This is a genomic window from Acinetobacter sp. EKM10A, from assembly GCF_011075215.1.
GTDB lineage: Bacteria > Pseudomonadota > Gammaproteobacteria > Pseudomonadales > Moraxellaceae > Acinetobacter > Acinetobacter baumannii.
In genome coordinates, this window is record NZ_JAALLK010000006.1 from 22,561 (window position 1) to 48,175 (window position 25,615).

Annotated in this window: 19 protein-coding genes and 1 pseudogene; 17 read left to right on the forward strand and 3 right to left on the reverse strand. The window is 37.2% G+C overall.

Annotated features, from left to right (window positions below; all coding sequences use genetic code 11):
* Nucleotides 1-11 precede the first annotated feature (11 nt).
* Together atzF and G9371_RS09550 are read left to right on the forward strand one after the other, a co-directional pair.
* Nucleotides 12-1,823: an allophanate hydrolase gene (atzF, locus tag G9371_RS09545; RefSeq protein ID WP_057690502.1), complete on the forward strand. Its 1,812-nt coding sequence runs from the start codon at nt 12-14 to the stop codon at nt 1,821-1,823.
* Entirely contained in the window at nt 1,820-2,842 is a 1,023-nt protein-coding gene (locus G9371_RS09550; RefSeq protein WP_029424217.1) for an ABC transporter substrate-binding protein, read from the forward strand. Before atzF ends, G9371_RS09550 begins: the two co-directional genes overlap by 4 nt.
* A 51-nt stretch (nt 2,843-2,893) precedes the next feature.
* On the opposite strand, the gene G9371_RS09555 is transcribed toward G9371_RS09550, so the two are convergent.
* The 3 genes from G9371_RS09555 to G9371_RS09565 form a co-directional block, all read right to left on the reverse strand.
* Nucleotides 2,894-3,775, reverse strand: coding sequence for an ABC transporter ATP-binding protein (locus G9371_RS09555; RefSeq protein ID WP_001000095.1), 882 nt, complete (start codon nt 3,773-3,775; stop codon nt 2,894-2,896).
* The gene (locus G9371_RS09560; RefSeq protein WP_000542522.1) at nt 3,775-4,719 is read right to left on the reverse strand and encodes an ABC transporter permease; all 945 of its coding nucleotides are present in this window, start codon (nt 4,717-4,719) and stop codon (nt 3,775-3,777) included. The genes G9371_RS09555 and G9371_RS09560 overlap by 1 nt, the downstream gene beginning before the upstream one ends.
* Nucleotides 4,720-4,814: 95 nt before the next feature.
* Nucleotides 4,815-5,216, reverse strand: a complete 402-nt coding sequence (locus G9371_RS09565; RefSeq protein WP_029424216.1) for a hypothetical protein — start codon at nt 5,214-5,216, stop codon at nt 4,815-4,817.
* Nucleotides 5,217-6,304: 1,088 nt separating this feature from the next.
* On the opposite strand from G9371_RS09565, the pseudogene G9371_RS09570 reads away from it, so the two are divergent.
* The 15 genes and pseudogenes from G9371_RS09570 (at nt 6,305) to tssK (ending at nt 25,601) form a co-directional block, all read left to right on the forward strand.
* A pseudogene (locus tag G9371_RS09570) lies at nt 6,305-6,998 on the forward strand (hypothetical protein).
* Between the two features lie 16 nt (nt 6,999-7,014).
* On the forward strand, nt 7,015-7,518 hold the full coding sequence (gene tssB / locus G9371_RS09575; protein ID WP_001119042.1) for a type VI secretion system contractile sheath small subunit: 504 nt from the start codon (nt 7,015-7,017) through the stop codon (nt 7,516-7,518).
* Nucleotides 7,511-8,992 carry a type VI secretion system contractile sheath large subunit gene (gene tssC, locus G9371_RS09580; RefSeq protein WP_001066523.1) on the forward strand — a complete coding sequence of 494 codons (1,482 nt, stop codon included), beginning with the start codon at nt 7,511-7,513 and terminating at the stop codon, nt 8,990-8,992. The genes tssB and tssC overlap by 8 nt, the downstream gene beginning before the upstream one ends.
* Before the next feature lie 49 nt (nt 8,993-9,041).
* On the forward strand, nt 9,042-9,545 hold the full coding sequence (locus G9371_RS09585) for an Hcp family type VI secretion system effector (RefSeq protein WP_000653195.1): 504 nt from the start codon (nt 9,042-9,044) through the stop codon (nt 9,543-9,545).
* 79 nt (nt 9,546-9,624) lie between these two features.
* The gene (gene tssE, locus G9371_RS09590; protein WP_001047031.1) at nt 9,625-10,101 is read left to right on the forward strand and encodes a type VI secretion system baseplate subunit TssE; all 477 of its coding nucleotides are present in this window, start codon (nt 9,625-9,627) and stop codon (nt 10,099-10,101) included.
* A gap of 16 nt (nt 10,102-10,117) precedes the next feature.
* Nucleotides 10,118-11,929, forward strand: a complete 1,812-nt coding sequence (gene tssF / locus G9371_RS09595; RefSeq protein ID WP_000568820.1) for a type VI secretion system baseplate subunit TssF — start codon at nt 10,118-10,120, stop codon at nt 11,927-11,929.
* Complete coding sequence (tssG, locus tag G9371_RS09600) at nt 11,893-12,891, forward strand: type VI secretion system baseplate subunit TssG (protein ID WP_001190394.1); 999 nt, start codon at nt 11,893-11,895, stop codon at nt 12,889-12,891. The genes tssF and tssG overlap by 37 nt, the downstream gene beginning before the upstream one ends.
* Nucleotides 12,888-14,300 carry a hypothetical protein gene (locus G9371_RS09605; protein ID WP_029424215.1) on the forward strand — a complete coding sequence of 471 codons (1,413 nt, stop codon included), beginning with the start codon at nt 12,888-12,890 and terminating at the stop codon, nt 14,298-14,300. The genes tssG and G9371_RS09605 overlap by 4 nt, the downstream gene beginning before the upstream one ends.
* A gap of 30 nt (nt 14,301-14,330) precedes the next feature.
* Nucleotides 14,331-18,155 (forward strand): type VI secretion system membrane subunit TssM, encoded by a 3,825-nt coding sequence (gene tssM / locus G9371_RS09610; RefSeq protein ID WP_000556919.1) that lies wholly within the window; start codon nt 14,331-14,333, stop codon nt 18,153-18,155.
* 37 nt (nt 18,156-18,192) lie between these two features.
* Nucleotides 18,193-19,152, forward strand: a complete 960-nt coding sequence (tagF, locus tag G9371_RS09615; RefSeq protein WP_000557241.1) for a type VI secretion system-associated protein TagF — start codon at nt 18,193-18,195, stop codon at nt 19,150-19,152.
* A gap of 2 nt (nt 19,153-19,154) precedes the next feature.
* Nucleotides 19,155-19,922 carry an OmpA family protein gene (locus tag G9371_RS09620; RefSeq protein ID WP_001072410.1) on the forward strand — a complete coding sequence of 256 codons (768 nt, stop codon included), beginning with the start codon at nt 19,155-19,157 and terminating at the stop codon, nt 19,920-19,922.
* Between the two features lie 16 nt (nt 19,923-19,938).
* On the forward strand, nt 19,939-20,202 hold the full coding sequence (locus G9371_RS09625; protein ID WP_000168114.1) for a PAAR domain-containing protein: 264 nt from the start codon (nt 19,939-19,941) through the stop codon (nt 20,200-20,202).
* Nucleotides 20,203-20,420: 218 nt separating this feature from the next.
* Nucleotides 20,421-23,102, forward strand: a complete 2,682-nt coding sequence (tssH, locus tag G9371_RS09630; protein ID WP_086374583.1) for a type VI secretion system ATPase TssH — start codon at nt 20,421-20,423, stop codon at nt 23,100-23,102.
* A gap of 23 nt (nt 23,103-23,125) precedes the next feature.
* Nucleotides 23,126-24,220: a type VI secretion system protein TssA gene (gene tssA / locus G9371_RS09635; RefSeq protein ID WP_029424213.1), complete on the forward strand. Its 1,095-nt coding sequence runs from the start codon at nt 23,126-23,128 to the stop codon at nt 24,218-24,220.
* A gap of 16 nt (nt 24,221-24,236) precedes the next feature.
* The gene (tssK, locus tag G9371_RS09640; protein WP_029424212.1) at nt 24,237-25,601 is read left to right on the forward strand and encodes a type VI secretion system baseplate subunit TssK; all 1,365 of its coding nucleotides are present in this window, start codon (nt 24,237-24,239) and stop codon (nt 25,599-25,601) included.
* Nucleotides 25,602-25,615 lie beyond the last annotated feature (14 nt).

A 25,615-nucleotide genomic window follows, 5' to 3' on the forward strand; every position in this document is an offset into this window, starting at 1 on the left:
TGAGGAGTAGGGTGTTGAAAAATTTATGGACCATTCAAGACTGGAAAACAGCATATCAAAACGGGCAAATCCATCTTAAGGATCTGATTGGCTATGTGGCAGAAATTAAAAATGATGATCATGCATGGATTGAAATTGCATCGAACGAGCAGATTCAATCGCAAATTGATATTTTAAAAGACCAGAATATTGCTGACTTACCTCTATATGGTGTGCCATTTGCAGTTAAAGACAACATTGATGTCGCTGGCTTTCACACTACTGCTGCCTGTAAAGAGATTCAATATTTAGCGACACAAGATGCTGCCGTAGTTGCCAAGCTAAAAAAAGCTGGGGCGATTGTGGTGGGTAAAACTAACCTTGATCAGTTTGCAACTGGACTGGTTGGTGTTCGCTCGCCCTATGGCGCAGTAAAAAATAGTTTTAACCCCGAATATATCAGCGGTGGTTCAAGCTCTGGTTCTTCGGTAGTGGTCGCCAACGGTATTGTGCCTTTTAGTTTAGGGACAGACACGGCGGGTTCAGGTCGTGTTCCTGCAGGCCATAACAATATTGTGGGCCTTAAGCCGACAAAGGGCTGGTTTTCTACCACAGGTTTAATCCCTGCATGTCGGACCATTGATGTCATTTCTATTTTTGCGCTGCATGTTGATGATGCTTGGACAGTTGCCAGTTTGATGCAGGGATACGATGAAACAGATGAATATTCACGAGTACATCCAGCCAATGTACCGACTCAGTTTTCTAAACGAAAAATTGCCATTCCAGCTCAACTTGAATTTTATGGTGATATTGAATCTGAAAAAGCCTTTTTAGTTGCAGTCGAGCGTGTTAAAAAACTGGGCTATGACGTTGAGAGTATTGATTTCAGTGTGTTTAATGAGCTTGCTGCCGCACTGTATAACGATGCATGGGTGGCAGAAAGAACAGTCGCCGTTGAACGCATGACAACACGTGAAAAGGCTCATCCAGTCATTGCTCAAATTATTGCGCAGGCAGATAAATTCAAGGCAACAGATGCACTTCAAGCCGAATATAACCGTGCCGTACTGGCTCGAAAAATTAATTTGGCATTACAACCTTTTGATGCATTGATGGTTCCGACAGCACCAACTATTTACACCATTGTCGAAGTTGAAGCCGACCCATTTACTAAAAACGCGCACATGGGGGCTTATACCAACTTTGTCAATTTTGCCGATCTTTCGGCTTTAGCTTTACCTAATATACTTCGTGAAGACGGCCTACCAAGTGGCGTAACCTTTATTGCGCCAGCTTGGCACGATCAGGCACTGGCCAATTTTGCGCAGCTTTGGCAAGCCGAAACATCACTGAGCTTGGGTAAATCAACTCAACATTATCAACAAAGTCTAGAGATTAAGTCGAATCATTCAGTACAGCTTGCCGTTGTGGGAGCACATTTAACAGGCATGCCCCTTAATTTTCAGCTCACTAGTCGTAATGCCACTTTGCTCAAGAAAACTCAGACGGCAGATGCTTATAAACTCTTTGCTTTAAAAAATACCACGCCACCAAAACCAGGGCTGCAATGCGATGCAGCAGGTACATCTATTGAAGTTGAAGTGTGGGATGTTCCTTTAGCAAATTTTGGTGCCATTGTGGCCGAAGTACCTGCACCACTTGGTATTGGGAACCTGAAACTAAAAGATGGTACATGGGTTAAAGGCTTTATTTGCGAAGCGTATGCCATTCAAGATGCAACCGATATTAGCCATTTTGGAGGCTGGCGAGCTTATATACAGTCACTCAATCAAACCGCTCAAAGTGTCGTTAGTAAAAATGTTGGGGAAGTTTCTATATGATTAAAAAAGCGTTGTTATCCGTATCTATTTTATCGGCAGTTGTATTGGGTGGATGTGACAATACGGCTAAAGTGCCCGAGGCTAAACAAGACGCTCAGGCAGCCGCAAATACAAAACCAATTACCATCGGATATAGTGATTGGCCGGGCTGGGTGGCTTGGCAAGTGGCTATTGAAAAAGGCTGGTTAAAAGAAGCAGGGCTAAAGGTAGAGTTTAAGTGGTTTGATTATTCCGCGTCGCTTTCGGCCTTTTCGGCAAATCAGCTCGATGCTGTGTTGGTCACCAATGGCGATAACTTGATAACTGCTTCTGGCGGTACGCAAGGCATGATGATCATGGCAACGGATTATTCTGCGGGCAATGATGTCATCATTGCAAAAGAGGGTATTAACACCATTCAAGACTTAAAGGGAAAATCAATCGGTGTCGAAAAAGGCTTGGTTGACCATCTTTTATTGGCAACAGCTTTGTCCGATCATAACATTAAAGCGAATGAGGTGAAGCTGGTAAATTCAGCGACGAACCAATTACCTCAAGTGTTTAATAGCCCAGATATTTCCGCGATTGCTGTTTGGCAACCTGTTGCTGGTCAGGCATTAAAAGCAGTGGCAGGCTCTAAAATTATTTATACCTCTAAAGACAAGCCGGGTTTAATTTACGACACCTTAACAGTAAACATGAGTCATTTAACAGCTCATCAAGAGGAATGGAAAAAAGTTATTCAGGTGTGGGACAAAACAGTTAAATATATTAATGACCCTGCAACCCATGCCGACGCAGTTAAAATCATGGCAAACCGTTCAGGCGTCGACCCAAAACAATACGAGTTGATGGTGAGCGGTACACATTTATTAGATATCAATGCCAATAAAAAAGTATTTGCTAAATCTCAAGGCTTTGACTCGATTTATGGCTCTAGCTATCACGTCAATAAATTTAACGTCGAAAATGGGATTTATAAAACCGAACAAAATGTAGATGGGCTGATTTATCCGACACTCATAGAACAACTCAAATAAGCTCCATAAAGCAAAAAGCCCAAGTTGAACTTGGGCTTTTTTATGTGTTTCTTATTTTTCTGTACTGACCTGAGTCATACGCGGTATTTTGGGTAAGTCTTGTAAAGCTGGGTCAAGCTCATCTTCTTCAGCATGTACCAGATAATCAACTCGTGAACGGAGCTGTTTAAACTCAGGTGTGCTCATTAATTCGAGTGAGCGTGGACGCGGCAAATTAACTTCAATAATTTCCTTAATTTCACCCGGGTTGGCTTTGAGTGCCACAATTCGGTCTGCCAGCAAAATGGCTTCATCCATGTCATGGGTCACAAAAATAATGGTGATATCAATGTTTTGCCATAAATCCATTAAGTGCTTTTGCATTTTTTGGCGAGTATGTGGGTCGAGCGCACCAAAAGGTTCATCCATAAGTAAAATTTTAGGTTGATTAACTAAAGCTCTAGCAATCGCAACGCGCTGTTTCATGCCACCAGAAAGTTGGTGTGGATACTGATTTTCATATTTTTCTAAACCAATAATATTGATCCATTCGCGTGCTTGAGCTTCGGCTGTCATTTGACTGGCGCCGCGCATTTGCGGACCAAACATTACGTTTTCTTTTACAGTTTTCCACGGAAAAAGGGTATAGCCCTGAAACACCATGCCGCGTTCAGGACATGGGCCTGTAATGCATTCGCCGTCTACTAAAACTTCTCCGCTATGGTATGGGTCTAAACCTGCAATAACACGGCTTAGTGTCGATTTACCGCAGCCAGAAGGGCCAATCACACAAATAAATTCTCTTTTATGAATTTTTAAATCGAGCTTATTTAAAACAGTACGTTCAGTTTGACCATGTTTAAAAACTTGGCTCAGTTGTTTGGCTTCTAAAATCACAGGACGTTCATAAATTTTTTGAAAGTATTCATGTGCGTTAAATGTTGAATCGTTCATTATTTTGCTCCTACTTTCCAAGTGAACATCCGCTCACCTAACTTCATTAATACCCAATCACAGACCAGCCCAATCACCCCAATAATCAAAATGGCCGCATAGACGTTGTCAAAGTTTTGATAGCGTGCCTGTTGGGTGATAAACCATGTAATACCCGAGGTCGTACCAATCAACTCTGAAACAATTAAATATGTCCAAGCCCAGCCCAATAGCACACGTAAATCACGGTAAATATCAGGTAAGGCAGCAGGAATCACCACATGAAATAAACTTTTGAGCTTATTGGTGCCAAGCGTATAGCCAGCTTCAATCAAGCTTCGATCAACCATTCGAGTGGTATTGGCAATAATGAGAATTTGCTGAAAAAGAGTGCCGATCACAATAATGGCAATTTTAGGTGCGTCATTAATCCCTAAAATTGCCACTGCAAGCGCACCAAATGCAGGTGCAGGTAAGTAACGGAAAAACTCGACAAACGGTTCTGTTAACAGGGATATCCGCTTAGAAAAACCACACAAAATACCCAGTGGAATCCCGATAAGCGAAGAGATAAAAAAGGCTGAAAATACCAGTTTAATACTGTGCCATAAACTTTGATGAAACCACGGCGAATCAGGTTGTTCAGGTGGTGTGGTAAATGCGGTGACCAAAGCCTTAGCGACTTCATGGGGAGCGGGTAAATAAATCGGATTGACCAAAATACCTTGTGGTGGTGCAGAATCTCGATTGACTGCATTTTGTGCTTCGAGATAGAACACATTTTTATCAACGCGACTTCCTACTTGTAAGTAAGGAACACTGCCTGAACTTGTGATTTGTACTTGAGGATGCCAAACAAAAGGTAAGTAACTGATTGCGCACCAAAGACATATTGGAATCACGAAAGAACAAATACTGAGAATCAGCTTGTTCTTTTGCGTAAATTCCTTTGCAACATAACCCATATCGAGAGCTCCCCATTTTGATCAGTATTACGATTTTCATAAAACGTAATATTGTTAAGCAAAATAAGTGCCATCTTTAAGGTGCTCTAGATGAGTTAAGAAGATGAGGGAACTAAAGTTTCATGCAAATAAACCCAATAACATTTTTCTTCTTCTACTTTGATGCAGGCTGTGGAAGTCCGTACTGTTTCGGTTTCATCAGTTTGCTGATGTTCCTGATATTGCACCCAACAGTAATTTTCAAATTCGTATAAGGCTGTGCTTTTAAGAATAGTGATTTTTAAAGAGGGCTTTTTTCCAATATTTTGACTAAATAAGTTCTTAACTTCGGCTAAACCAATACTCTGACCTTGAACCGTAACCATCTTAAAATTTTGATCAAAACTGTTTAAAAGTGGTGTGAGACTTTGTTCTGCATTTTGACCTGTAAAAACATTTTCGATCAAAACATGTAAGTCAATGACACTTTGAATGGCCTGATCCATTTGTTTAGACATGGGTTTTCTCCTTTAAAACGGGAATGAGTGAAAGTAAGCAGAGCAAAGCTGCAATTAAAAAAGTATGTTAATAGTGGAATTGTGATGTACAGACAGTACTAAATAAAATTTATCGATTAATATTTCAGACCATATTCTCTTCTAACAATTTTAACCTATGCAATCAATCGATGAATTGATTTGATTTATATTAGCGCTCAAGCTGCCGCTAATCATTGCCAACAATGTACTTTTTGTATAAAGCAGCATAAATGAACCAATCTATTTGTTATTCAAGTCATGATTAATTCGCAGATTAAAAATATTGCTTTTTTTATAGCTATGAGGGTATCTATATCAGCCAAAATAGCCAGATATTTTGGATACTGGTGGGTAGTATTAATTTCTTTGAAAAAAATTGGTAATTCATATGAGCTATAAAGTTAAGAACTACAATTTTTGAGAAAATAAAATTTAGGTTGAATAAACTTCTCTTGGTCTGAGTCATTACAAGAACCAAAAATAATTACTTGTAATTTTTATCTAAAGCCATGTTTAAGCAAAAAATATAGAAAAGTTATGGTTATGTAGGGAAAGTATGTTTTTAGTGCTAAGGAAGCATTAAATTAATTTTAAAAAAATATGATAGGTAGACAGATTAGTCTTGACAATTTTATGGACTTTATGTAGAGCCAGTCTTTTTGTAAAGTGGGCTGTATCGATACTAATCAAATAGGATTAACTTAGATGCCCTTTATAATTAAATATTCTTAAGGAAATGTTTCATAATGCCTAATCTTATGATATTTAAATCAATTTTTAATTTAGTTTAATTTTCAAATAAAATAATAAAAATCAATAATTTATTTTTATTTACAAAAATTAACAATATTATTTTTTTATAAGAAAAACTTTAATAAGCTATATTTTATAGGCATCTTAACTATTGGCTTTTAGTTTAAGTTAATATGTTTTTTATATAAAATATGTTTATTTATATGTTAAACTGCGACTAAATTTTTTGAATATAAGGTTTTTATACTGATTTTTTAATATTCTAAAAATATTAACTTTTCGGTAAAGCCTTGAATAAATAAGAAAACAGAGGAATGAAAGTTGTGTTGAAACGAAGTATTTTGATACTTTTTTTGACTGGAAACATTATCGGTCTATCATATGCTCAAGCAGCAGAACTAGAGCCTGTAAAACTTAAAAAAAAGTTGTATTAAGAAGAACCCTCTAGCAGAAGGCCAAAATGACCCTGAGCTATTGAATATTTTTAAACAAGTTTGTGATAGTGATAATACAACTCAAAAAAATGATTTATTAGCTAAAGCTGCTATGCGGTTTTATCAAACCAATCAACCAGTTAAAGCATTGAATTTAGCAAGTCAATTGCAAAGTCAAAATATACGCGGTTCATTAATCACAGATGTCTTATTTTTATCTGGTGTGAGCATTGCAAATAATTCATTGCAACAAATGCGTAATCAGGAAATGCGATATTTAACGAATGATATAACATATCCTCCTGCAAAGCAGTTAGTTGAAAATATTCATACTGCAATGCCGGCTCCTGATCCATCGAGTTTCAAAACTAACAACTCGGAAAGCAGTTCTACTGATAATGAAAAAAGAAGTTATAAAAAACAGTACGCAACGCGTAATAAAGTGAGTGCTTCTAGAACGTCAAATAAACGAGTAGTAAGTCCAGCAAAGGCCACCGCAGTAAAACCTAAAACTGCACCTGCAGCCACTGTCAATAAATCAAAAAGTTCGCCTTTTGACCCTTTAATTAAATAATCCGGAATAGAATCTTATGGCTAAGAGAGAAAGCGTACAAAAGAAGCTTCAGCGAATTCGACCTCCACGTGTTCAGCTTACATATGATGTCGAAATTGGTGATGCGAAAGAAGCGAAAGAACTACCATTCGTTGTAGGTGTAATGGGTGATTTTTCAGCTGCATCTGAGCTTGAGCGTACAAAATTAAAAGATAAAAAATTCATTAATGTCGATTTAGATAATATTGATGAAGTAATGGAATCTCTGTCTCCAAGAGCTGCTTTTCAAGTAGACAATACGTTGACAGAAGAAGGCGGTAAAATGGCTGTTGATTTAACGTTTAAGTCAATGGAAGATTTTCGCCCGGAAAATGTTGTACAGCAAGTTGATCCATTAAAGAAATTGGTTGAGGCGCGTGAGCGTTTAACCGATTTAAGAAACAAAATTTCAAACAGTGAGCGTTTAGAAGATCTGCTTGATGAGGTTCTTAAAAATACTGATCAAATCCGTAAATTAAGTGCGGAGGCCGATCATGAATAATACTCAATCAGCAGCAATGCCACTTGTTGAAAATGAAGAAGTTAATCTTTTAGATTCGATTGTTGAACAAAGTCGTATTGCACGAAATGAAGAAGAACATTCTCGTGCTAAAAGCTTAATTGGTGAGCTTGCTAAAGAAGTAATGGCAGGGACCATTACTGTTTCTGAAAATATGACTTTATCAATTGATAAGCGTATTGCAGAAATTGATGCTCTGATTTCAAAGCAGTTAAGTCAGATCATGCACAATGAACAATTCCAAAAAATTGAGTCAACTTGGCGTGGTCTTTATTACTTTTGTCAGGAAACGCCTTCAAATCCGCTCATTAAAATTCGTATGCTCAATACGACTAAGAAAGAGTTGGTAAAAGATTTCCAAGGTGCTACAGACTTTGATCAAAGCACTTTGTTTAAGAAAATCTACGAAGAAGAATACGGCTCTTTTGGTGGTGCACCATACTCAGCATTAATTGGTGATTTTGAGTTTGATCGTACTCCATCTGATATGTATTTGCTTGAGCAAATCTCTCATGTTGCAGCGGCAGCACATGCACCATTTATTTCAGCTGCTAGTCCGAGCATTTTAGGCCTTGAATCATTTACAGATATTGATCGTCCTAGAGATGTTTCAAAAATCTTTGAAACCGCTGAATATGTTCAATGGCGTTCGTTCCGTGATAGTGAAGACTCACGTTATGTTGCATTGACTTTACCTCATGTCTTGGGTCGTCTCCCATATCATCCAAAAGAAGGTACTGCGACAGAAGGCTTTAATTTTATTGAAGATGTTTCTGGTGAAAACCACAATGAATATTTGTGGATGAATGCAGCTTATGCTTTTGGTACTCGCTTAACAAATGCATTTGATATGCATGGTTGGTGTGCTGCTATTCGCGGTGTTGAAGGTGGTGGTTTAGTTGAAGGCTTGCCAGTACATACTTTTAAAACACAAGATGGCGAAGTGGTATTCAAGTGTCCAACTGAAATTGCAATTACGGATCGCCGTGAAAAAGAGTTAAGCGATCTAGGCTTCATTCCGTTAGTACATTGTAAAAATACAGATTACGCAGCTTTCTTTGGTGCGCAATCAACTCAAAAACCTAAAAAATATGACAATGATACAGCCAATGCAAACTCGGCTTTATCAAGTCAGATTCAGTACATCATGGCTGTTTCACGTATTGCACATTACTTAAAAGCAATGATGCGAGATAAAGTGGGTAGCTTTGCTTCTGCTGGAAATGTTGAAGCATTCTTAAATGAGTGGTTGTCACAGTATGTCTTACTTGACGATGGTGCTTCTCAAGAAGCAAAAGCTCAATACCCGTTACGTGAAGCGTCTGTAAAAGTTGTAGAAGATCCTGCTCAACCAGGTCACTACAAATCTGTGGTTTTCTTGCGACCACATTTCCAGCTGGATGAGTTGTCGGTTTCTTTACGACTTGTCACTGAGTTACCTCAGTCCTCAAATTAATCAAGGTCAGCTAAAGAATAACTTTAAATTAAAAATAGGAAAGTTCTAAATGAAAGATATATACGTTGAGTTTCGCGGTAAATATAAAGTTGATGGAGAATCTCGTGATTCTGAGCACAAAGGTTGGTTAGAAGTTAACTCTTGGTCTCATAACATCCGTCAACCTAAATCTGCTACTTCAAGTAGTGTAGGCGGCCACACTGCTGAACGTGTTGAACATTCTGACATGGTTTTCGTGAAAGACTTAGACGCAACTAGCCCTAAATTATGGGAAGCTTGTTCAGCTGGTTATACATTTGATGAAGTACAAATCGACTTCTATCGTGCAAATGGCGATAAACGTATCAAGTACTTACAAATCAAATTGAAGCACGTTCTAGTTTCGAGTGTAACTCCAACTGTTAACGAAGAAGGCGTTCCTACAGAAGCATTCGGTTTGAAATATGCTGCTGTTGAGTGGACTTATAACCAACAAGATATTAACGGTACTGCTAAAGGTGCTGTTACTAAGAAATGGTCACTTTCTAATAATACAGCTTCTTACGCAGCGTAATTATTTAAGTGAATATTTGGTGGAGGCTGACATAAAGTTAGCCTCTGCTGTCTTTAAATATACTTTGTTGTGAACTCGAATGAACTTAGATCGGCTTTATCCATACGGATTTCGTTCAACTTTATTTGATCGCTTAATTCCAGAAAGTGAAGATTATGCAAAAGGTCTTTCTATTCAGCAATTAAGAGAATCTGTAGCAAAGGATTTAGAAGATTTGCTCAATAGTCGGGTAGCAAAGTTAGATCATGTGATTGATGACTATCCACTTGTAAAAAAATCGATACTTCAGTTCGGGATTATTGATTTTGTGGGGCTTTCTACAGCCAACCCTCTGGATCGGGATAAAATTTGCCAATCCATTGAGCAATCAATAGCAGCTCATGAACCTCGGCTAAGACAAATACGGGTAGAGATGTTATTAGATGGACATAATATGGGCGCATTATGTTTAAGTATTCAGGCTTATCTAAATATTCACCCCTTATATGAACCTGTTGTATTTGATGCATTGTTAAAACCAACAACGCAGCAATATGTAATTTCAGCAAGAACTTAAGCGTAGTGGGTGTGTTGTGATAGAAGAGCTTTTACCGTTTTATGAAAAACAATTACAAGAATTTGGTCAACAATCTCGGGAATTTGCCCAAAAATATCCAAAAATTGCTCAGCGCTTATCTTTAAATCAAGAGCAAATTGATGACCCACATATTGAACGTCTGATTCAGGCTTTTTCGCTGATTGCTGCTCGAATCGATAAAAAACTAACAGATAGTTACGATGTTTTTACTCGTTCTTTATTTGAGGTGATGTTCCCTCAATACTTACGACATTTTCCTGCGTGTTCAGTTGTTAGCTTTGAAGATATTAATAAGATTAAACAGCTTACAGAACCTCATCTTGTACCTCATCATACGGTTTTGAAATCTCGTAGTTTCAAAGGAGTACAGTGTGAGTTTAATACAACTCAAGATGTTAAATTACTGCCTATTCATTTAAGTGGTTTAGATTTTAAAACTACACCTAGTGCACATATGCACTTAAATCAAAATGCGACGTTGAGCCTTAAATTTGAAATTTTTAATAATGCTCATGCTTGTTTAACTGATGAGAAGCTTCCTATTTATTTGGATGCTATCTCTAATTTTCCTCTACAGGTCCTTGATAGTATTTTCAAAAAAGGAACCAGTTTTGCGGTTAAATATGGACAAACAATTGTAGAATTGAGCAAGAATCCATTCGAATTGATTGGTTTTGCAGAACAAGAAAGTTTATTACCGCTTGATCAACATACCCATCATGCTTATCGTTTGTTGATGGAATACTTTTGTTTCCCGGAAAAGTTTAGTTATCTTAAGCTCGATTTAGATTTTTTAAAGCGAATACCTCAGCATGTATCCGAATTTGAGCTTTTAATTCATTTCAAATTAAACTTAAATGATCAAGCCGTTGTTAGAAACTATTCTGAGTTAAATATTGCAAACTTTAAATTATTTACTACCCCAGTAATTAATTTATTTGAAAAATATGCTGAACCTCAGAAGATAGTTCACAAGCAATTAGAATATCCTTTAGTTACAGATGCACATCATCCTGAGTTTTATCAGGTATATTCAATACTTGAGATGAATATGGTGCGTGAAAAAACAAATCAGGAAGAAAGCTATGTTCCTGTTTTGCCTTTTTTTGCGATGAGCCATTACCACAATGATACAGCTCGCTTTTTTTACTCAGTAAACTATCAAAAGTTACAGTCCAATTTCGTTGAAATGGGCTATTCCATTATTTCTAAAAATTTAAATCCATTTTCAACGCGCTCAGATTTTATTAGCACCAAATTATTATGTTCAAACCGTGATTTACCTCATGAAGCACTGGGTCAGTCTAATAACGTATTAAATTTAAATGATAGTAGCTTGGCGAGACGTGCCATTGTTTTAAAACGACCTACAAAGCCTTATAAGTTTGAACAAGGCCAAAGTGAACAGTGGCGTGTGATCTCGCATCTTTCATTAAATAGCTTAGCACTTATGAAAGGGGATGCTGTTTCTCATGTTAAAGAGCTGCTGGCTTTATATAATTTACCGCAGTCAAAAGAAAACTATTTAATTATAGAATCAATTAAAAAATTAGAATTTTCTCTTACCCATAAACTCGTAGATGGCAAACCATTTCCAATGTTTGTAAGAGGAGTAAAAGCTGAATTACAAATTGATTCATCCGTATTTAGAGGGCATAGCTTATATATTTTTAGTCAGTTATTAAGTCGTGTTTTTAATTTAAAGGTTCAAATTAATAGTTTTGTTGATTTGGTGGTTAAGGATTATTCATCTCAGCAGGAGTTATACCAATGCAGTCAGAACGTTGGTGGCAAGACTCTTCTGTAACGGCTGAGTTGTTTCAACGCCCTAAGTCTTTTGAGTTTATTCAAGCAACACGTTTATTGCGTCATATGCCTGCTAATGACGCAGCTTTGTCATGGTCTGACCATTTTAAATTTGAGACCTCATTTAACTTAAATTTTCCGGCCACTGAAATTGAAAGTTTAGAGTTAGTAGATGAGCGTGTTCATTTAACAAACCTGATCGTTGGTCTTACCGGTATACAGGGTGCATTACCTTATACATATACAAATAAAATTAAGCAGGCTCCAAGGCAACAACGCGCTGAAACGAAAGAGTTTTTAAGCTTGTTTAATCATAAGTTGACCAGTCAGTATGTAGAGTCAAGTATTACTTATCACTTGCCTGTGCGCTATGAAATTGAAAATAAAAATGATTATTTGGATATTCTCCATGCATTGAATGGCTATGTTCGTTCACAACATCAGCAACAAGACTTGGATGAATATTTCGCTGAATTTTCAGGCCTAATGCAGGGGCAAAATAATACGGTTCATGCTTTAAAGACGATGTTGAGTTGTATTTTTAAGCATGAAATTACAATTAAAGAGTTTGTACAGGAATCGTTTAAGTTAGCTGGTGATCAGCTGACCACTTTAGGTGGAAGTCAACCGAGCTTACTTGGTATTAACACATTTTGTGGGGAAACGATTCAACAAATTGATGGAAAAATTGAGATTCAAATAGGTCCGCTTAAGCGTCAGCAATATTTAAAATTTTTACCTCATCAAGAGCTTAGCTTAAAGCTCAAAAAAATCGTAGAAACCTGGTGCAGTCCAACTTTATCGATAGATTTAAGGTTGATATTGGATGAGTCTGAAATACAACCTGTTCGCTTAACTCAAGGCCAAGAAAGTGGCCTAGGGCAAGGCGCTTTTTTAATGTCTCGTAAGCCTAATACCCATAACGATGAAACATGTTATAGCCTTATAGGAGAGCAAATATGATTAAAAAAATATTACTCTCATTCATCGCTATTTTTACAGTTGTTAGTGGATTTATCATTTTCTACTGGCGTGATGTTCAATATAATCCAAATAAAAGCGACTTTTTCCTTTATTTTTTATTATTGCCAGCAATCATTACTTTGGTGATCTTATCACCTTGGTTAATTTATAGTGTTTATAAAAGCTACAAAGAAAAGAAAGAGCAGGCTGCAAATCAAAGTCAAGATGATGATAGTCAAAAATCATCTGCTGCAATTGAACAACCTCTAGAACAGCTGGATTTTAATGTATATTCCGCTTTTGCTATACATGCCCTAGGCGAGAATGAAACTATTATTGAAGAAATACAAAATTTTAAAAGTCCGGAGCTTGATGAGCAATTGTTGAATTCGTATGGATTGCCTCTTTTATCTTATCGAATTAAAGATCTAACTGAGACAAATGATGAGGATACTCAATACGCTGCTTCACCAAGACAAGTTCGTATCATGTCTTTAATCAGACAACAACTAGAACAAAATATAGAGAATTTGTATCGCTTGGCTGAACATATAAAGCGCTCAATTTTATTTTATGAGTCTCATCAGATCCGTGAATATCATATGCATCCTGCATGGGTCGATCCAAATAGCGAATATGAAGATGTGGAAACACCCGTAGTTGAAGTACACCGTTTAAATCGACTGAATTTGCATATTTTTCTTCCAGAAGATTTATTACATGTTTGGAATGATGAGCAAAGTAATGATCTGATTTTAGAGTTTTTTAATGAGATTGGCATTATTTCCCAAAAAGTTCATATCGAATATCACTTTTTGGGTGAGCGTGTAGCTTATCAAGAATTTATTCATTTATTAAAACGCATTCAAAAGAAAGAACATGAGGTATTTCTCATGCTGGCTGTTGATTCAGAGATTGATCAAGATCTTATTGATGAAAAATCATGGATGGTCAAAGATTATATTCCGGCTGAATTTGCTGCAAGCTGTCTCCTTGCGGACCCATCATTAAAAATCGAAGAACTCGAACCGGCTAAAAACTTAAAAATTGTAGTGGGCCAAGAAAAAGCAGCCAAAGTTCTTCATACGCTAAACTTAAATGAATTACAGCAGTATGAGGGAGATGAGCCATACGTACTTATTCTTTCAGACCAGACAGATATAAAAGCAGCGAAACAATTACGGCAGCAGTTTGCACAAACTTCTGTTGAACCACATCACTATATTTATGTGAAATCTTCATTGGGGCATACCCAGCATTTAGTTGATATTTATGGCTTTATGCTCAGTATGCATTTTCCTGAACATATCGTTCCTTTTGTCTTTGGAGAAAATACAGTGTCAGCACATACATTTGTGCAGAGTGTCACTGAAAATTCAGAAGATGATGCGATGGTGTTGAATAGCTAATTTAAACTTTGAACTTAGAACGAGAATAGAATGCATACAATTTTAGGCTACTTGTGGCAGTACATCACGAATCCTAAAGCAATTATCGCCTTGTCATTGTTCGTGGCATTGATGTCTTCCTATACTTCAATTCCTCGCCATATATTTTGGGCTTTAGCATCTGCATATGCTTTAGGGCTCATCGCTTATGGAATTTATTGGCTAATTCAGCGTAAAAAGCATGCTGTTCAAGGTGAAGAGCTTGCGCAAGCGATTGAAAAGGATACCCAAGCAGAGTACGGCAAAAATAAAGATAAAGAAGAGCTGCAACTTATTAGCCAACAAATGAAAGAATCTATTCAATTGATTCGTAAGTCAAAGTTAGGCGATAAAAAGGGGAACGCAGCACTATATGAGTTGCCATGGTATATGGTCATTGGTAACCCGGCTGCTGGTAAAAGTTCTGCGATCTATAATTCCGGTTTAAAGTTTCCTTTTGAAGAAACCCATCAAAAAATGGTTTCGGCTGGTTTAAGCGGTACGCGTAATTGTGACTGGTTTTTTTCAACTGAGGGTATTTTACTCGACACCGCTGGACGTTATTCAGTCTATAGCGAAGATCACTCTGAATGGTTAGGCTTTTTAAATATCTTAAAGAAGAACCGTTCGAAGGCTCCAGTAAATGGTTTAATTCTTATTGTTAGTATTGCTGAGCTTGTTAGTCAGAGTCCAGAACACTCATTAAAGCTTGCGAAAAATTTACGCGCTCGTATTCAGGATTTAACTGAACGTTTAGAAGTGGTTGTACCCGTATATCTAGTCTTTTCAAAAATGGATTTGATCGCGGGTTTTACTGAATTTTTCGAATTCTATGAAGCACAAGAATATAATCAGGCGTGGGGTGCAACACTACCATATGAGCAAAACTCTTCTCATAATGCTGTAGATCTTTTTGAGAAACACTACAATATTCTTTATGACGGTTTAAAAGGGGTCAGTTCAACTCATCTTAGCCGTCGACATTCTCAAAATATCTCACCTAGTGTGATGACTTTCCCATTAGAATTTAAGACATTAAAACCAGCATTAAAAAGTTTTATTGCGACACTGTTTGAAGATAACCCTTACCAGTTCCAACCAGTTTTCCGCGGGTTTTATTTCACGAGTGCTTTGCAAGAAGGCGTAATAGAAAGTCCAATGACTGAGCAAATTGCACAGGAATTCCAGCTTTCCCAAATTGCTCAAAGTGAAGTAAAAGATCAACTAAAAACAACGCCTAACCATGGTTATTTCTTAAAAGGCTTGTTTTCAGATGTCATTTTAAAAGATAAAGATCTGGTTAAACAGCATGTCAATACAAGCAAAAAGCGTCAGCGTTATATTGCATTTATTGGTGCTTTAGCTGGCGTATCCATTATTCTAGGTGTGTGGGTTTGGTCATATCGTAACAATCAACAACTTATTGCTGAAGTTCAAGCTGATTTAAATAAAGTTGTTCAATTGGAAAAGAGTTCAGGTCAACAATTGTCGACTCAATTAGAGGCCTTACTTATCTTGCAAAGACGTCTACAACAGTTAGACGAATTTGATGAAAATAGACCACTAAAATTTAGTTTTGGTTTATATCAAGGTAATGAGCTACGTGAAAAATTAAAAGCTGAATATTTAAAAGGTGTTAAGCAAATTGTTTTGATACCTACACAGCAAAATATTGCTCAGTATTTGCAACGTGTAAAAAATAACGAAGCAACTTTAAAAGCAAATCATACCAATGTTGAGATCAAGCAAACTGCTCAAACTCAGCAATATTTGGAGCCTTCGGATACCAACCCTCAAGATGCTTATAATGCTTTAAAAGCATATTTAATGATGAGCAATCCACAGTATATGGATGCAAGTCACTTAAGTGATCAGGTAACGCGTTTCTGGCGTTCTTGGCTTGATGCCAATAAAGGGCAGATGCCACGTGCAGATATGATCCAAGAAGCTGAGCAGATCTTATCTTATGCAATGACATTGGCAAATGATAAACAATTCCCGATCTTGGATGCTGACTCTCAGCTCGTGGATCAGACACGTCAAGTATTGCTCTCTGTTATTAGAGGTATGCCAGCACGTGACCGTGTTTATAATGAAATTAAAATGCGTGCTGCTGTGCGCTTTCCAGCTTTAACTGTAAGCCAGATTGTAGGTGATGCAAATAAAAATATTGTATTGGGTAGTTATGCATTACCAGGGGTATTTACTCAAAAAGCTTGGAACGAGTATGTAGAAAAAGCAATTGAGGAAGCAGCAGACAAACCTACGGATACTAAAGACTGGGTGCTTAATAGCCGTCAATCTGATGATTTAACTTTTTCTGGTAGTCCAGAGCAAATCAGAAAGCAGCTTACTGCATTGTATAAACAAGAATATATTGCAGAGTGGAGAAAATTCTTAAGTGGTATTCACTATGCAAAAGCAACTCAGTTTGCTCAGCAAGTTAAAAATATTGATGTATTGGGCGAACCACAAAATTCACCAATTCGCACACTTATTGAACGCGTAGCCATTGAAACAAATTGGGATAATCCGGTTGTTCAAGCCGAGTTAGCAGCACCTCAAAAAGGATTTATTGCATGGTTTAAACGTAAGGTTTTAAACCATGATGATAAACAATTAGCAAATCAGGCTGTAACGAATGCTCAAGGGCCTATTTCTCAAGAATATCAAATGTTCTATCAATTGGTTCGTAAACGTGATGATCAGCAAGGTAAATCTTTGCTTGATGAATATATGACGAATCTTGCCTTAGTACGTAGTAAGTTTAATGAACTTAAGAATGCGGGTGAGATCGGACCGAATGCGATGACATTGGTTAAGCAAACTTTAAATGAGCAGACATCGGTATTTAACCAGACTCAAAAAATTGTAGATGAAAAGATGGCGGTTGGTTTCAGTGAAATTGATCAGCAACTTCTACAAAAATTAGTGGTGAGTCCACTTACCCAAGCCTTTGAAAGTTTAATTACACCTACTCAAGATGAAATTAATAAGCTATGGGTAATGCAAGCCTATCAACCATTTACTGCAAATCTTGCTAAGAAATATCCATTTAACTCATCAGCTTCTTTACAAGCAACAAGTAGTGAAATTGGACAAATTCTTGGTGAGAACGGCAGTATTTCCCGTTTTGTTAAAGAGAGTTTAGACCCGTTTGTTATCCGCCGCGGTTATACCTTAACCTCCAAAACATGGAAAGATTTGGGGATTAGTTTAAACCCACAATTTGTTATGAACTTCCAACGCTATGTTGCACCTACAAATGGAATGGCAACAGGTGAGTTAAATAGCCAAGCACCAGCTGCTCCGGCAACCAATCAGTCTAACTTCCAGTTCTACCCAATTCAAAACCCGCAGTTACTTTCATATACCGTTGATATTGATGGTCAGCGTATGACTTATGAAAATGGGGTGCAGCAATGGGTTAACTTTATTTGGCCAAATCAAGGCAGTATTCCGGGTGCTCGTATTACGGCTGTAGATTTACAAGGTCAAACACATACCATTTTTGATGAACCAGGTGAATACGGGATTAACCGTTTAATCGATAGTGCACAGCGTAAAGAGCAAAACGGTGGTTTTGAAATGCTTTGGCGCAGTAAGACAGATCCATCACTCTTTGTGAAAATGAACTTCCGTCTTATTAGTAGTAATTCAGGAAGTATCGGTTCAAGCCGTGGCTACTCTGGTATGCAACTGGTTGACAAAGTAACTGCGGATAAGGCTGCTCGCGTTGTATCCGCACAGCAAGCACCAGCTCAGGCAGCTGCTCCTGCCAAAACTGAAAATCCAGTTTCTGCACTAGCACAACCTGCTGCGGGAGTTAAGCCATGACATGGAAACTAACCTCTACATTCAAGGAGGAGCATTGATGCATACATTAAAAACAACTCCTCTGTATTACGGGAAAAGCCCTGCGCGTGGTGATTTCTTAAAGACAAAAGGTCAATATGCCTTAATACAGGTACTTGATCAGTGGATAACAGAAGCATTGGAATATGCAATGCAGTCAAATATGTTCAAAGAGGCATATAGCAAGTTGCCTTCATTGGATTTCTTTATTGCAAATCCACAAGAGAACATGTTCTTGGCTGCTAATTTGTTGGCGAGCGAAGACAGTTCAGGCCGAGCTTTTCCGATGGTACTCAGTCATTTACTTGAGATTGATTTGCCATATGAAAATTTATTATATGCACCTTATAGCTATAAGCATGTCTTAGTTGATTTATTTCAAAATAATCGTGCATTAAGAGGAATTAAAGACTCTGACTTATTATTTGGTAAGCTAAATCATTTACCAAATCAAATTCAGGTTTTATCTGAACGTGAATGTGTAGGTTTTTATGAAAATCATACCATGCATTCATTTGCTCAGTTAATGAAGCTAAGTATTTATGAGTTAGCTCAAAGTATGATTGGTTTAGGATTACTACTACAACCAATTTTACAAAATGGGACTAGCCGTTTAAATAAAGTCTTGATTCTACCGATTAATAATCCTGCTTATTGTTATGAAATAGCGGCATTCTGGGTCAGTATTATTTGTCGTTTTTTAAAACAGCATAATACCGAAGTATTAATTGGGTTGTTACATCGGGAGCAGCCGGTATTATTCTTTGGTTTTCAGGGTGCTGATATTTTAGCTCTTAGCGATATTTTTACTCAGAATATGGATAGCAAACATTGGGTTTCTTTAATACAAGCTCAATGGATTGATACTTATTTGGAACAGAATGCTGGTTTAGCAACGCTAGAACAATCTTTATGTCAACGCCAATTAAGTTTAAATCAAGGTTTAAAACTATTTAGACAGACTTTTTTGGGTGAATAACAATGAATCAAAAATATCAAATTAAACTTTCACAACTTATAAAAGGCTGTTTTATATATGCAATTGCGAATTATGCTTTAGCACAGCCTATAGTTGTAGAAGGTGTAGTGCCAAATGAAGCAAGTAAACAGGCTATTTTAATGAAAATGCAGTCTGTTTATGGTGCAGATCAAGTTGTCGATAAAATACAAGTTCGACCAGTTGCCGCTCCAAATGGATGGAGTGACTCTGTCACACGAGTGATTACACCTGATCTTAAAAAAGTTTCTCAGGGTAAGTTAAGTGTTAATGGAACCCGATTTGAACTGACCGGGAAAATGCTAAATCCGACAGAAATACAGCCAACCATTCAGTCTTTTCAGAGTTTGGTACAGCCTCCATATCAATTATTTTCCCAGCTTTCTGTAAATCAGGCTGAGCAGAAGATTATTGATGATGCTTTAAAAAATCGAATTATTGAATTTGAATCTGGTAGTGCAGTATTAACTGAAGCTGGGCAAAAAATTCTTGATGAAATGGCTGTTGCTTTAAATAAAGTGGGCGGGAAAAAAGTCAAAATTGTGGGGCATACCGATAGTTCTGGTGATGCGACCAAAAACTTAAAACTCAGCCAAGATCGAGCTTTAGCAGTTAAAAATTACTTAATTAGTAAGAATATTCCTGCTGATCATTTATCTACCGAAGGTTTAGGTTCATCTAAGCCTGTAGCGGACAATACTTCTGCGGAAGGTAGAAAGAAAAACCGCCGAATTGAGTTCACCGTTTTATAGGGATAAGGAGAAGAATATGGCTAGCCCTTACATTACGATTGGATGCCCAACGACAGGTGGAGGGCAAGTCATTTCTGGTAATAGTACATTTTTAATTGATGGAATCGCAATTGCATGTGTAGGTGATAAAGCAACTTGTCCGGCGCATAAAACGGTTTCTACGATTGTTTCCGGCGACCCAAATATGCAAGTGATGGGAAAAGCAGCTGCAAGAGTAAATGATTCATTATCGTGTGGTTGTAAATTATTACCGAAACAAAGTTTGGTTAATCAAGGGTAGCAGAGGGTATATCTTTTTTCTTAAATGTTTAAGTTAAAAAGATATGTGTACTAATTAAATGATCTTAAATGGTATTAGATTTTTTATTCAGATATAAGAAATCTAATAAATCATATTAATGATTGTAATGCTGGGTTATTTGTCGGATAAAGCTAAATTTTGGTAATATACGGGCATTATGATTTTAAGTATTAAATTATTTAAAAATATTGAGAGTAATGATGAGTAGTTTAAAAATTTTAATTACAAAACTTTCTACAGCTGCACGCACTGCTTTAGAAAAATCTGCTAATGCTTGTGTTCTTCAGCAAAACTACGAAATTGAAATTGAACATTTATTTTTAGAGTTACTTAATCAGTCTTTAGAAAACGATTTAAAAATTTTATTAAAAAAATATAAAATCTCAGCCGATGCTTTGGCAGATGATTTAAAAGAAACAATTTCTCAATTACCAAAAGGTAATACACGTACTCCAATTTTTGCTAAATCAATTGTTCGTTTATTTGAACAAGCTTGGTTATTGGCTTCAGCAGAACAAAATCCTGTCATTCGTAGTGGTCATTTATTGGTTGCATTATTAACTGCACCAGACCTCTATCAAATTGCAACGAGAGCTTCGAGTTTATTTGATCTTTTCCCGATAGACTCAATGAAACATAAGTTTCTTGAAATTTGTGAAAAAAGTGTAGAACAACAAGAAGAATCAAAAACAACTTCACAAGCAGCTGAATTAGAACAAGCCGCGACTCCAACTGCAAAAACTCAAAAAACACCTGCTTTAGATCAATATACAATTAATTTAACTGAAAAAGCGAAGAATGGTGGGATTGACCCTGTTATTGGGCGTGAATATGAAATTCGTTTGATGCTCGATATTTTAATGCGTAGACGTCAGAACAACCCAATTTTAACTGGTGAGCCAGGTGTAGGTAAAACAGCTGTAGTTGAAGGGTTGGCTTTAAAAATTGCTCAAGGTTTAGTTCCTGAAGCATTAAAAAATGTTCATTTGCACGTTTTAGATATGGGGCTTTTGCAAGCTGGGGCAAGTGTTAAAGGTGAATTTGAAAACCGTTTAAAGCAAGTTATTCAAGAAGTCCAATCATCGGCTCATCCTATTATTTTATTTATTGATGAAGCGCATACGCTTATTGGAGCAGGTGGCCAAGCGGGGCAAAACGATGCTGCCAATCTTTTAAAACCTGCACTTGCTCGTGGTGAGTTACGTACTATTGCTGCAACAACATGGGCAGAATATAAACAGTATTTTGAGAAAGATGCTGCATTGAGCCGCCGTTTTCAGGTGGTAAAGGTTGAAGAACCGACCGAAGAAGTTGCTGTAGATATGTTACGTGCAATGATTCCCGTAATGCAAAAGCACTTTAATTTACAAATTGATGATGAAGCAATTGTAACGGCTGTACATGCCTCTCATCGCTATATTAGTGGTCGTCAACTTCCAGACAAAGCAGTAAGTGTTCTTGATACTGCGGCAGCGCGTGTAGCTTTGACCCAAAATGCACAGCCAGTCAAACTTGATCAATTAAAAGCACAAGAACATAACTTAAAGCTTGAGCAACAAATTTTGGAAAATGAACACCGTCAAATTCCAATACATCATGAAAGATTAGAAAATCTGAAAAACCAACTAGAGTCATTACAAAGTGAGATCCAAGAGACTCAGGAACAATGGCAAAAAGAATTAGAGCTAGTTCGTAAAATTCAGGAATTAGAATCGCAGAGCCATTCTAATGAGTCTGAAGCCTACGATCAGATTAATTTAATGCGCAAAGACCTTGCTGATATTCAGGGACAACAGCCGTTAGTTTTTGAGCGAGTAAACTCTCAGATCATCAATGAAATTATTTCTGATTGGACAGGTATTCCTGTTGGGAAAATGGTCAATGATGAAATTAAGCAGATTTTAACGCTTGAAGATAAATTGGGTGAGCGTGTAATGGGGCAAGATTATGCACTTACACAATTAGTTCAAGGGATTAAAACTTCAAAAGCTAAATTAGAAGACCCAAATAAACCTCAAGGGGTGTTCCTTTTAGTTGGACCTAGTGGGGTTGGTAAAACCGAAACTGCTTTAGCCTTGGCTAATGAGTTATATGGCGGTGAACAGCATTTAATCACGATTAATATGTCTGAGTATCAAGAAGCACATACTGTCTCTTCGCTTAAAGGTGCTCCTCCAGGCTATGTTGGCTATGGTCAGGGTGGGGTTTTAACTGAAGCTGTACGCCGTAATCCTTATAGTGTTGTGTTACTCGACGAAATTGAAAAAGCACATAGCGATGTTCAGGAGTTATTCTATCAAGTATTTGATAAAGGCACTTTAGAGGATGGTGAAGGGCGCGTTATTGATTTTAAAAACACGACAATCTTATTAACTTCAAATACAGGCTCGAGTGCAATTATGCAGGCATGTTTAAATCAGCCTGTAGAAGAATGGCCTACCGCAGAAGATTTAATCGAACATTTAAAGCCGAGTTTATATAAACAGTTTAAGCCAGCCTTTTTAGGGCGTATGAGAGTTGTGCCATATTTCCCATTGCATGATGATTTATTGGTTCGAATTATTAAACATAAATTGGGCAAAATTACTGCTCGAATTGAAAAACAATATGGAACGGAAGTTCAATATTCAGATGACTTGGTTGAGTTGCTACTCAGCCGTTGTACTGAAGTGGATAGTGGCGCCCGTAATGTTGATAACATCTTAAATTCTACAGTTTTACCTGCTTTGGCAACTGAAATTTTAGTGGCGTTGGCAGATCAAAAATTGCCGAAATTGATCATGATTGATGCAAAAGATGACGAGATCCAATATTTACTAGATCCTGTGGCGAAGCCTGCTAAAAAACGGACTAGTAAAAAGTTGAAATCAGAAGTTTAAAAATTTAATAGAGCCAAAATTAGATGAGTATTGATATTTCTGAACTACTTAAACCCATTAATGACAGCTTGCTTTGTGGTGAGGATTATTCATTTTCTAATGAATTTCACGAGATAAAGAAAGCCAGAACACAGGATGATCTATTATTAGATCAGGGGGATTGGGTTGCTGAACGGAAGCAGGCAGATTGGGACTTTGTTGCGAAGAGTGTAAGCACTTTGCTCATTGAAAAAACCAAAGATATCCGTCTATTAACTTGGGTAATAGAAGCCTGGACTCATCTAAATGGTTTTGAAGGTATGGTAAAGGGAATCACTTTAACTCATACCATGCTGAACCAATATTGGCAGGATATTCATCCGATTATTGAAGATGATGATTTGGATCAGCGTATTGGTTTATTACAAGGTCTTATTAATCAGTTGCCAATGCTGTTGAAGAAAGTACCTTTAACCAACACAGCTCCTTATTATAACTTGCTTGATTACGATAATTTTCTATATCACGAAAATATACGCCGTAAGCAAACAGAAGAGTACGAGAGTCAGTCAGGTCCATCTGAATTAGAACAATTTGATCAAGCGATCTTTAATACCTCTAAAACCTTTCAATACTCAAATTATCAAGAGTTTAATTCGGTTTTAACGGAGTGGAATGTTTTAAAGCAGACACTCGACCATTTAATGGGATTAGATTCACCGAGTTTTGCTGCAATTGATTCTGCATTTGAAACAATACACAGCACTTTACGTAAAATTTACAAAGCAGAGGCTTTTGGTACTGGGCTTGCGCCGAGCCAAGAACAGGCCGCTGTCATTATGACACCGTCTATGGAAAATCAAGTGCCTGTACAAATCGTATCAGATCAGCCTATGTTTCAGCCACAAGCACAAACTCACTTGGCTAATCGAGAGCAAGCAATGAAAGTGCTGCAAGAAATAGCTGATTATTTTCAAGCAAATGAGCCCCATAGTCCTGTGAGCTATATGCTCCAAAAGACCATTAAATGGAGCCAAATGCCGCTGCATGAATGGTTAGCACAAGTGATTAAAGATGAGCATCCATTGCAAATGGTTCAGGAAATGTTAGGTGTTCAACCTAAAAATGAATATGAATAAAGATTGGTAAAGAGATATGTTTAAAGCTGAAAAAGTCCTGTGGGGCGAAGGTTTATTTTTAAGACCTCAACATTTCCAGATTCAAGATACCTATCATGAACAACGTTTAAATCATACGGTTCGTGCTGTTGTGCCATTTTCCTATGGCGTTCAAAAACTTAATTTTGATGAAGCACAGCTAAGTACGCATATTCTTGCACTTGAATCGGTAGAAATGATTTGGCAAGATGGTGAAATATATCAAGCGCCTGCTTATGACTTATTACCTGAACCTATTTTGCTTGATGAGCTTAATTTACGTGGTGAAATGGTCATCTATTTGGCATTACCATTATTACAAGCCAATAAACAAAATTTAATCGATCAAAATCAATCACAAAAGGGGCGCTATCAATCACATTTGGTTGAGACCCACGATCTGTTCACAAACGCGACAGAAGCTGATATCAGCTTATTACGTCGCCGAGCTGTGTTTAAATTATTAGATGCACATAGTAATCCTGATCATAATTTAGATGGTTTCCTGTATTTGCCAATAGGCAAAATTAAACGTCAGAGTTCAGGTGCTTTTGAAATTGACCGCAAATTTATTCCGCCCATTTTGCATGTCGATGCATCTGAGACCTTGGTTTCAAATTTAAAAAGAACCTTGAATGTTATTAAGGCCAAAATTAAAACGATTCAAACCAATAATCGAGAAAATGAGCAGAAATTAATTGAATTCCGTTCAGGTGATATCGTTTCGTTTTGGTTGGTAAATGCTTTAAATACTGCTCATGCTGGTCTGAGCCATTTCTTGCAATATCCGCAAATTCATCCGGAACGCTTATTCTTTGAATTGCTACGTTTGGCAGGTTCATTATTAACTTTCTCGACAGCTTATGAAGTTGATCAGTTGCCTGCATATAAACATCATAATTTGCAAGAGAGCTTCACCCAGCTCGACACAATTTTACGTGATTTGCTCGATACGATTATTTCGAGTCGTTACATCAGTATTGCCCTTAAAGAAATTCGCCCTTCATATTGGGTGGGAAGTCTCGAAACCGATAAGATTACTCGAGATACCAGACTTTATATTGCTGTATCAAGTAGCGCGATGCAGACCCACGAGTTGATTCAAATCGTTCCTTTACGATTTAAAATCGGTAGTACTTTAGATGTTGAACAACGTGTTGTTGCAGCATTACCAGCAATTCCATTACATCACTTAATCCAAGTTCCAACTGCTATTCCAGTACGTTCGGGTGTGAGCTATTTTGAAATCGAACCGCATCATGAACTCTATCAACGTATGTTGGATTCAGAAACGATTTGTATTTATGTTCCGGCTGGGTTCCAAGATATCAGTATTGAGCTGATTGCGGTCATGAACGCTTAAAGATAAAGGAGAGA

What these genes read in the sequence shown, in the direction of transcription:
- G9371_RS09550 (WP_029424217.1), top strand. Translation starts at nt 1,820, where the DNA reads ATGATTAAAAAAGCGTTGTTATCCGTATCTATTTTATCGGCAGTTGTA.
- G9371_RS09555 (WP_001000095.1), bottom strand. Translation starts at nt 3,775, where the DNA reads ATGAACGATTCAACATTTAACGCACATGAATACTTTCAAAAAATTTAT.
- G9371_RS09560 (WP_000542522.1), bottom strand. Translation starts at nt 4,719, where the DNA reads ATGGGTTATGTTGCAAAGGAATTTACGCAAAAGAACAAGCTGATTCTC.
- G9371_RS09565 (WP_029424216.1), bottom strand. Translation starts at nt 5,216, where the DNA reads ATGTCTAAACAAATGGATCAGGCCATTCAAAGTGTCATTGACTTACAT.
- tssB (WP_001119042.1), top strand. Translation starts at nt 7,015, where the DNA reads ATGGCTAAGAGAGAAAGCGTACAAAAGAAGCTTCAGCGAATTCGACCT.
- tssC (WP_001066523.1), top strand. Translation starts at nt 7,511, where the DNA reads ATGAATAATACTCAATCAGCAGCAATGCCACTTGTTGAAAATGAAGAA.
- G9371_RS09585 (WP_000653195.1), top strand. Translation starts at nt 9,042, where the DNA reads ATGAAAGATATATACGTTGAGTTTCGCGGTAAATATAAAGTTGATGGA.
- tssE (WP_001047031.1), top strand. Translation starts at nt 9,625, where the DNA reads ATGAACTTAGATCGGCTTTATCCATACGGATTTCGTTCAACTTTATTT.
- tssG (WP_001190394.1), top strand. Translation starts at nt 11,893, where the DNA reads ATGCAGTCAGAACGTTGGTGGCAAGACTCTTCTGTAACGGCTGAGTTG.
- G9371_RS09605 (WP_029424215.1), top strand. Translation starts at nt 12,888, where the DNA reads ATGATTAAAAAAATATTACTCTCATTCATCGCTATTTTTACAGTTGTT.
- tssM (WP_000556919.1), top strand. Translation starts at nt 14,331, where the DNA reads ATGCATACAATTTTAGGCTACTTGTGGCAGTACATCACGAATCCTAAA.
- tagF (WP_000557241.1), top strand. Translation starts at nt 18,193, where the DNA reads ATGCATACATTAAAAACAACTCCTCTGTATTACGGGAAAAGCCCTGCG.
- G9371_RS09620 (WP_001072410.1), top strand. Translation starts at nt 19,155, where the DNA reads ATGAATCAAAAATATCAAATTAAACTTTCACAACTTATAAAAGGCTGT.
- G9371_RS09625 (WP_000168114.1), top strand. Translation starts at nt 19,939, where the DNA reads ATGGCTAGCCCTTACATTACGATTGGATGCCCAACGACAGGTGGAGGG.
- tssH (WP_086374583.1), top strand. Translation starts at nt 20,421, where the DNA reads ATGATGAGTAGTTTAAAAATTTTAATTACAAAACTTTCTACAGCTGCA.
- tssA (WP_029424213.1), top strand. Translation starts at nt 23,126, where the DNA reads ATGAGTATTGATATTTCTGAACTACTTAAACCCATTAATGACAGCTTG.
- tssK (WP_029424212.1), top strand. Translation starts at nt 24,237, where the DNA reads ATGTTTAAAGCTGAAAAAGTCCTGTGGGGCGAAGGTTTATTTTTAAGA.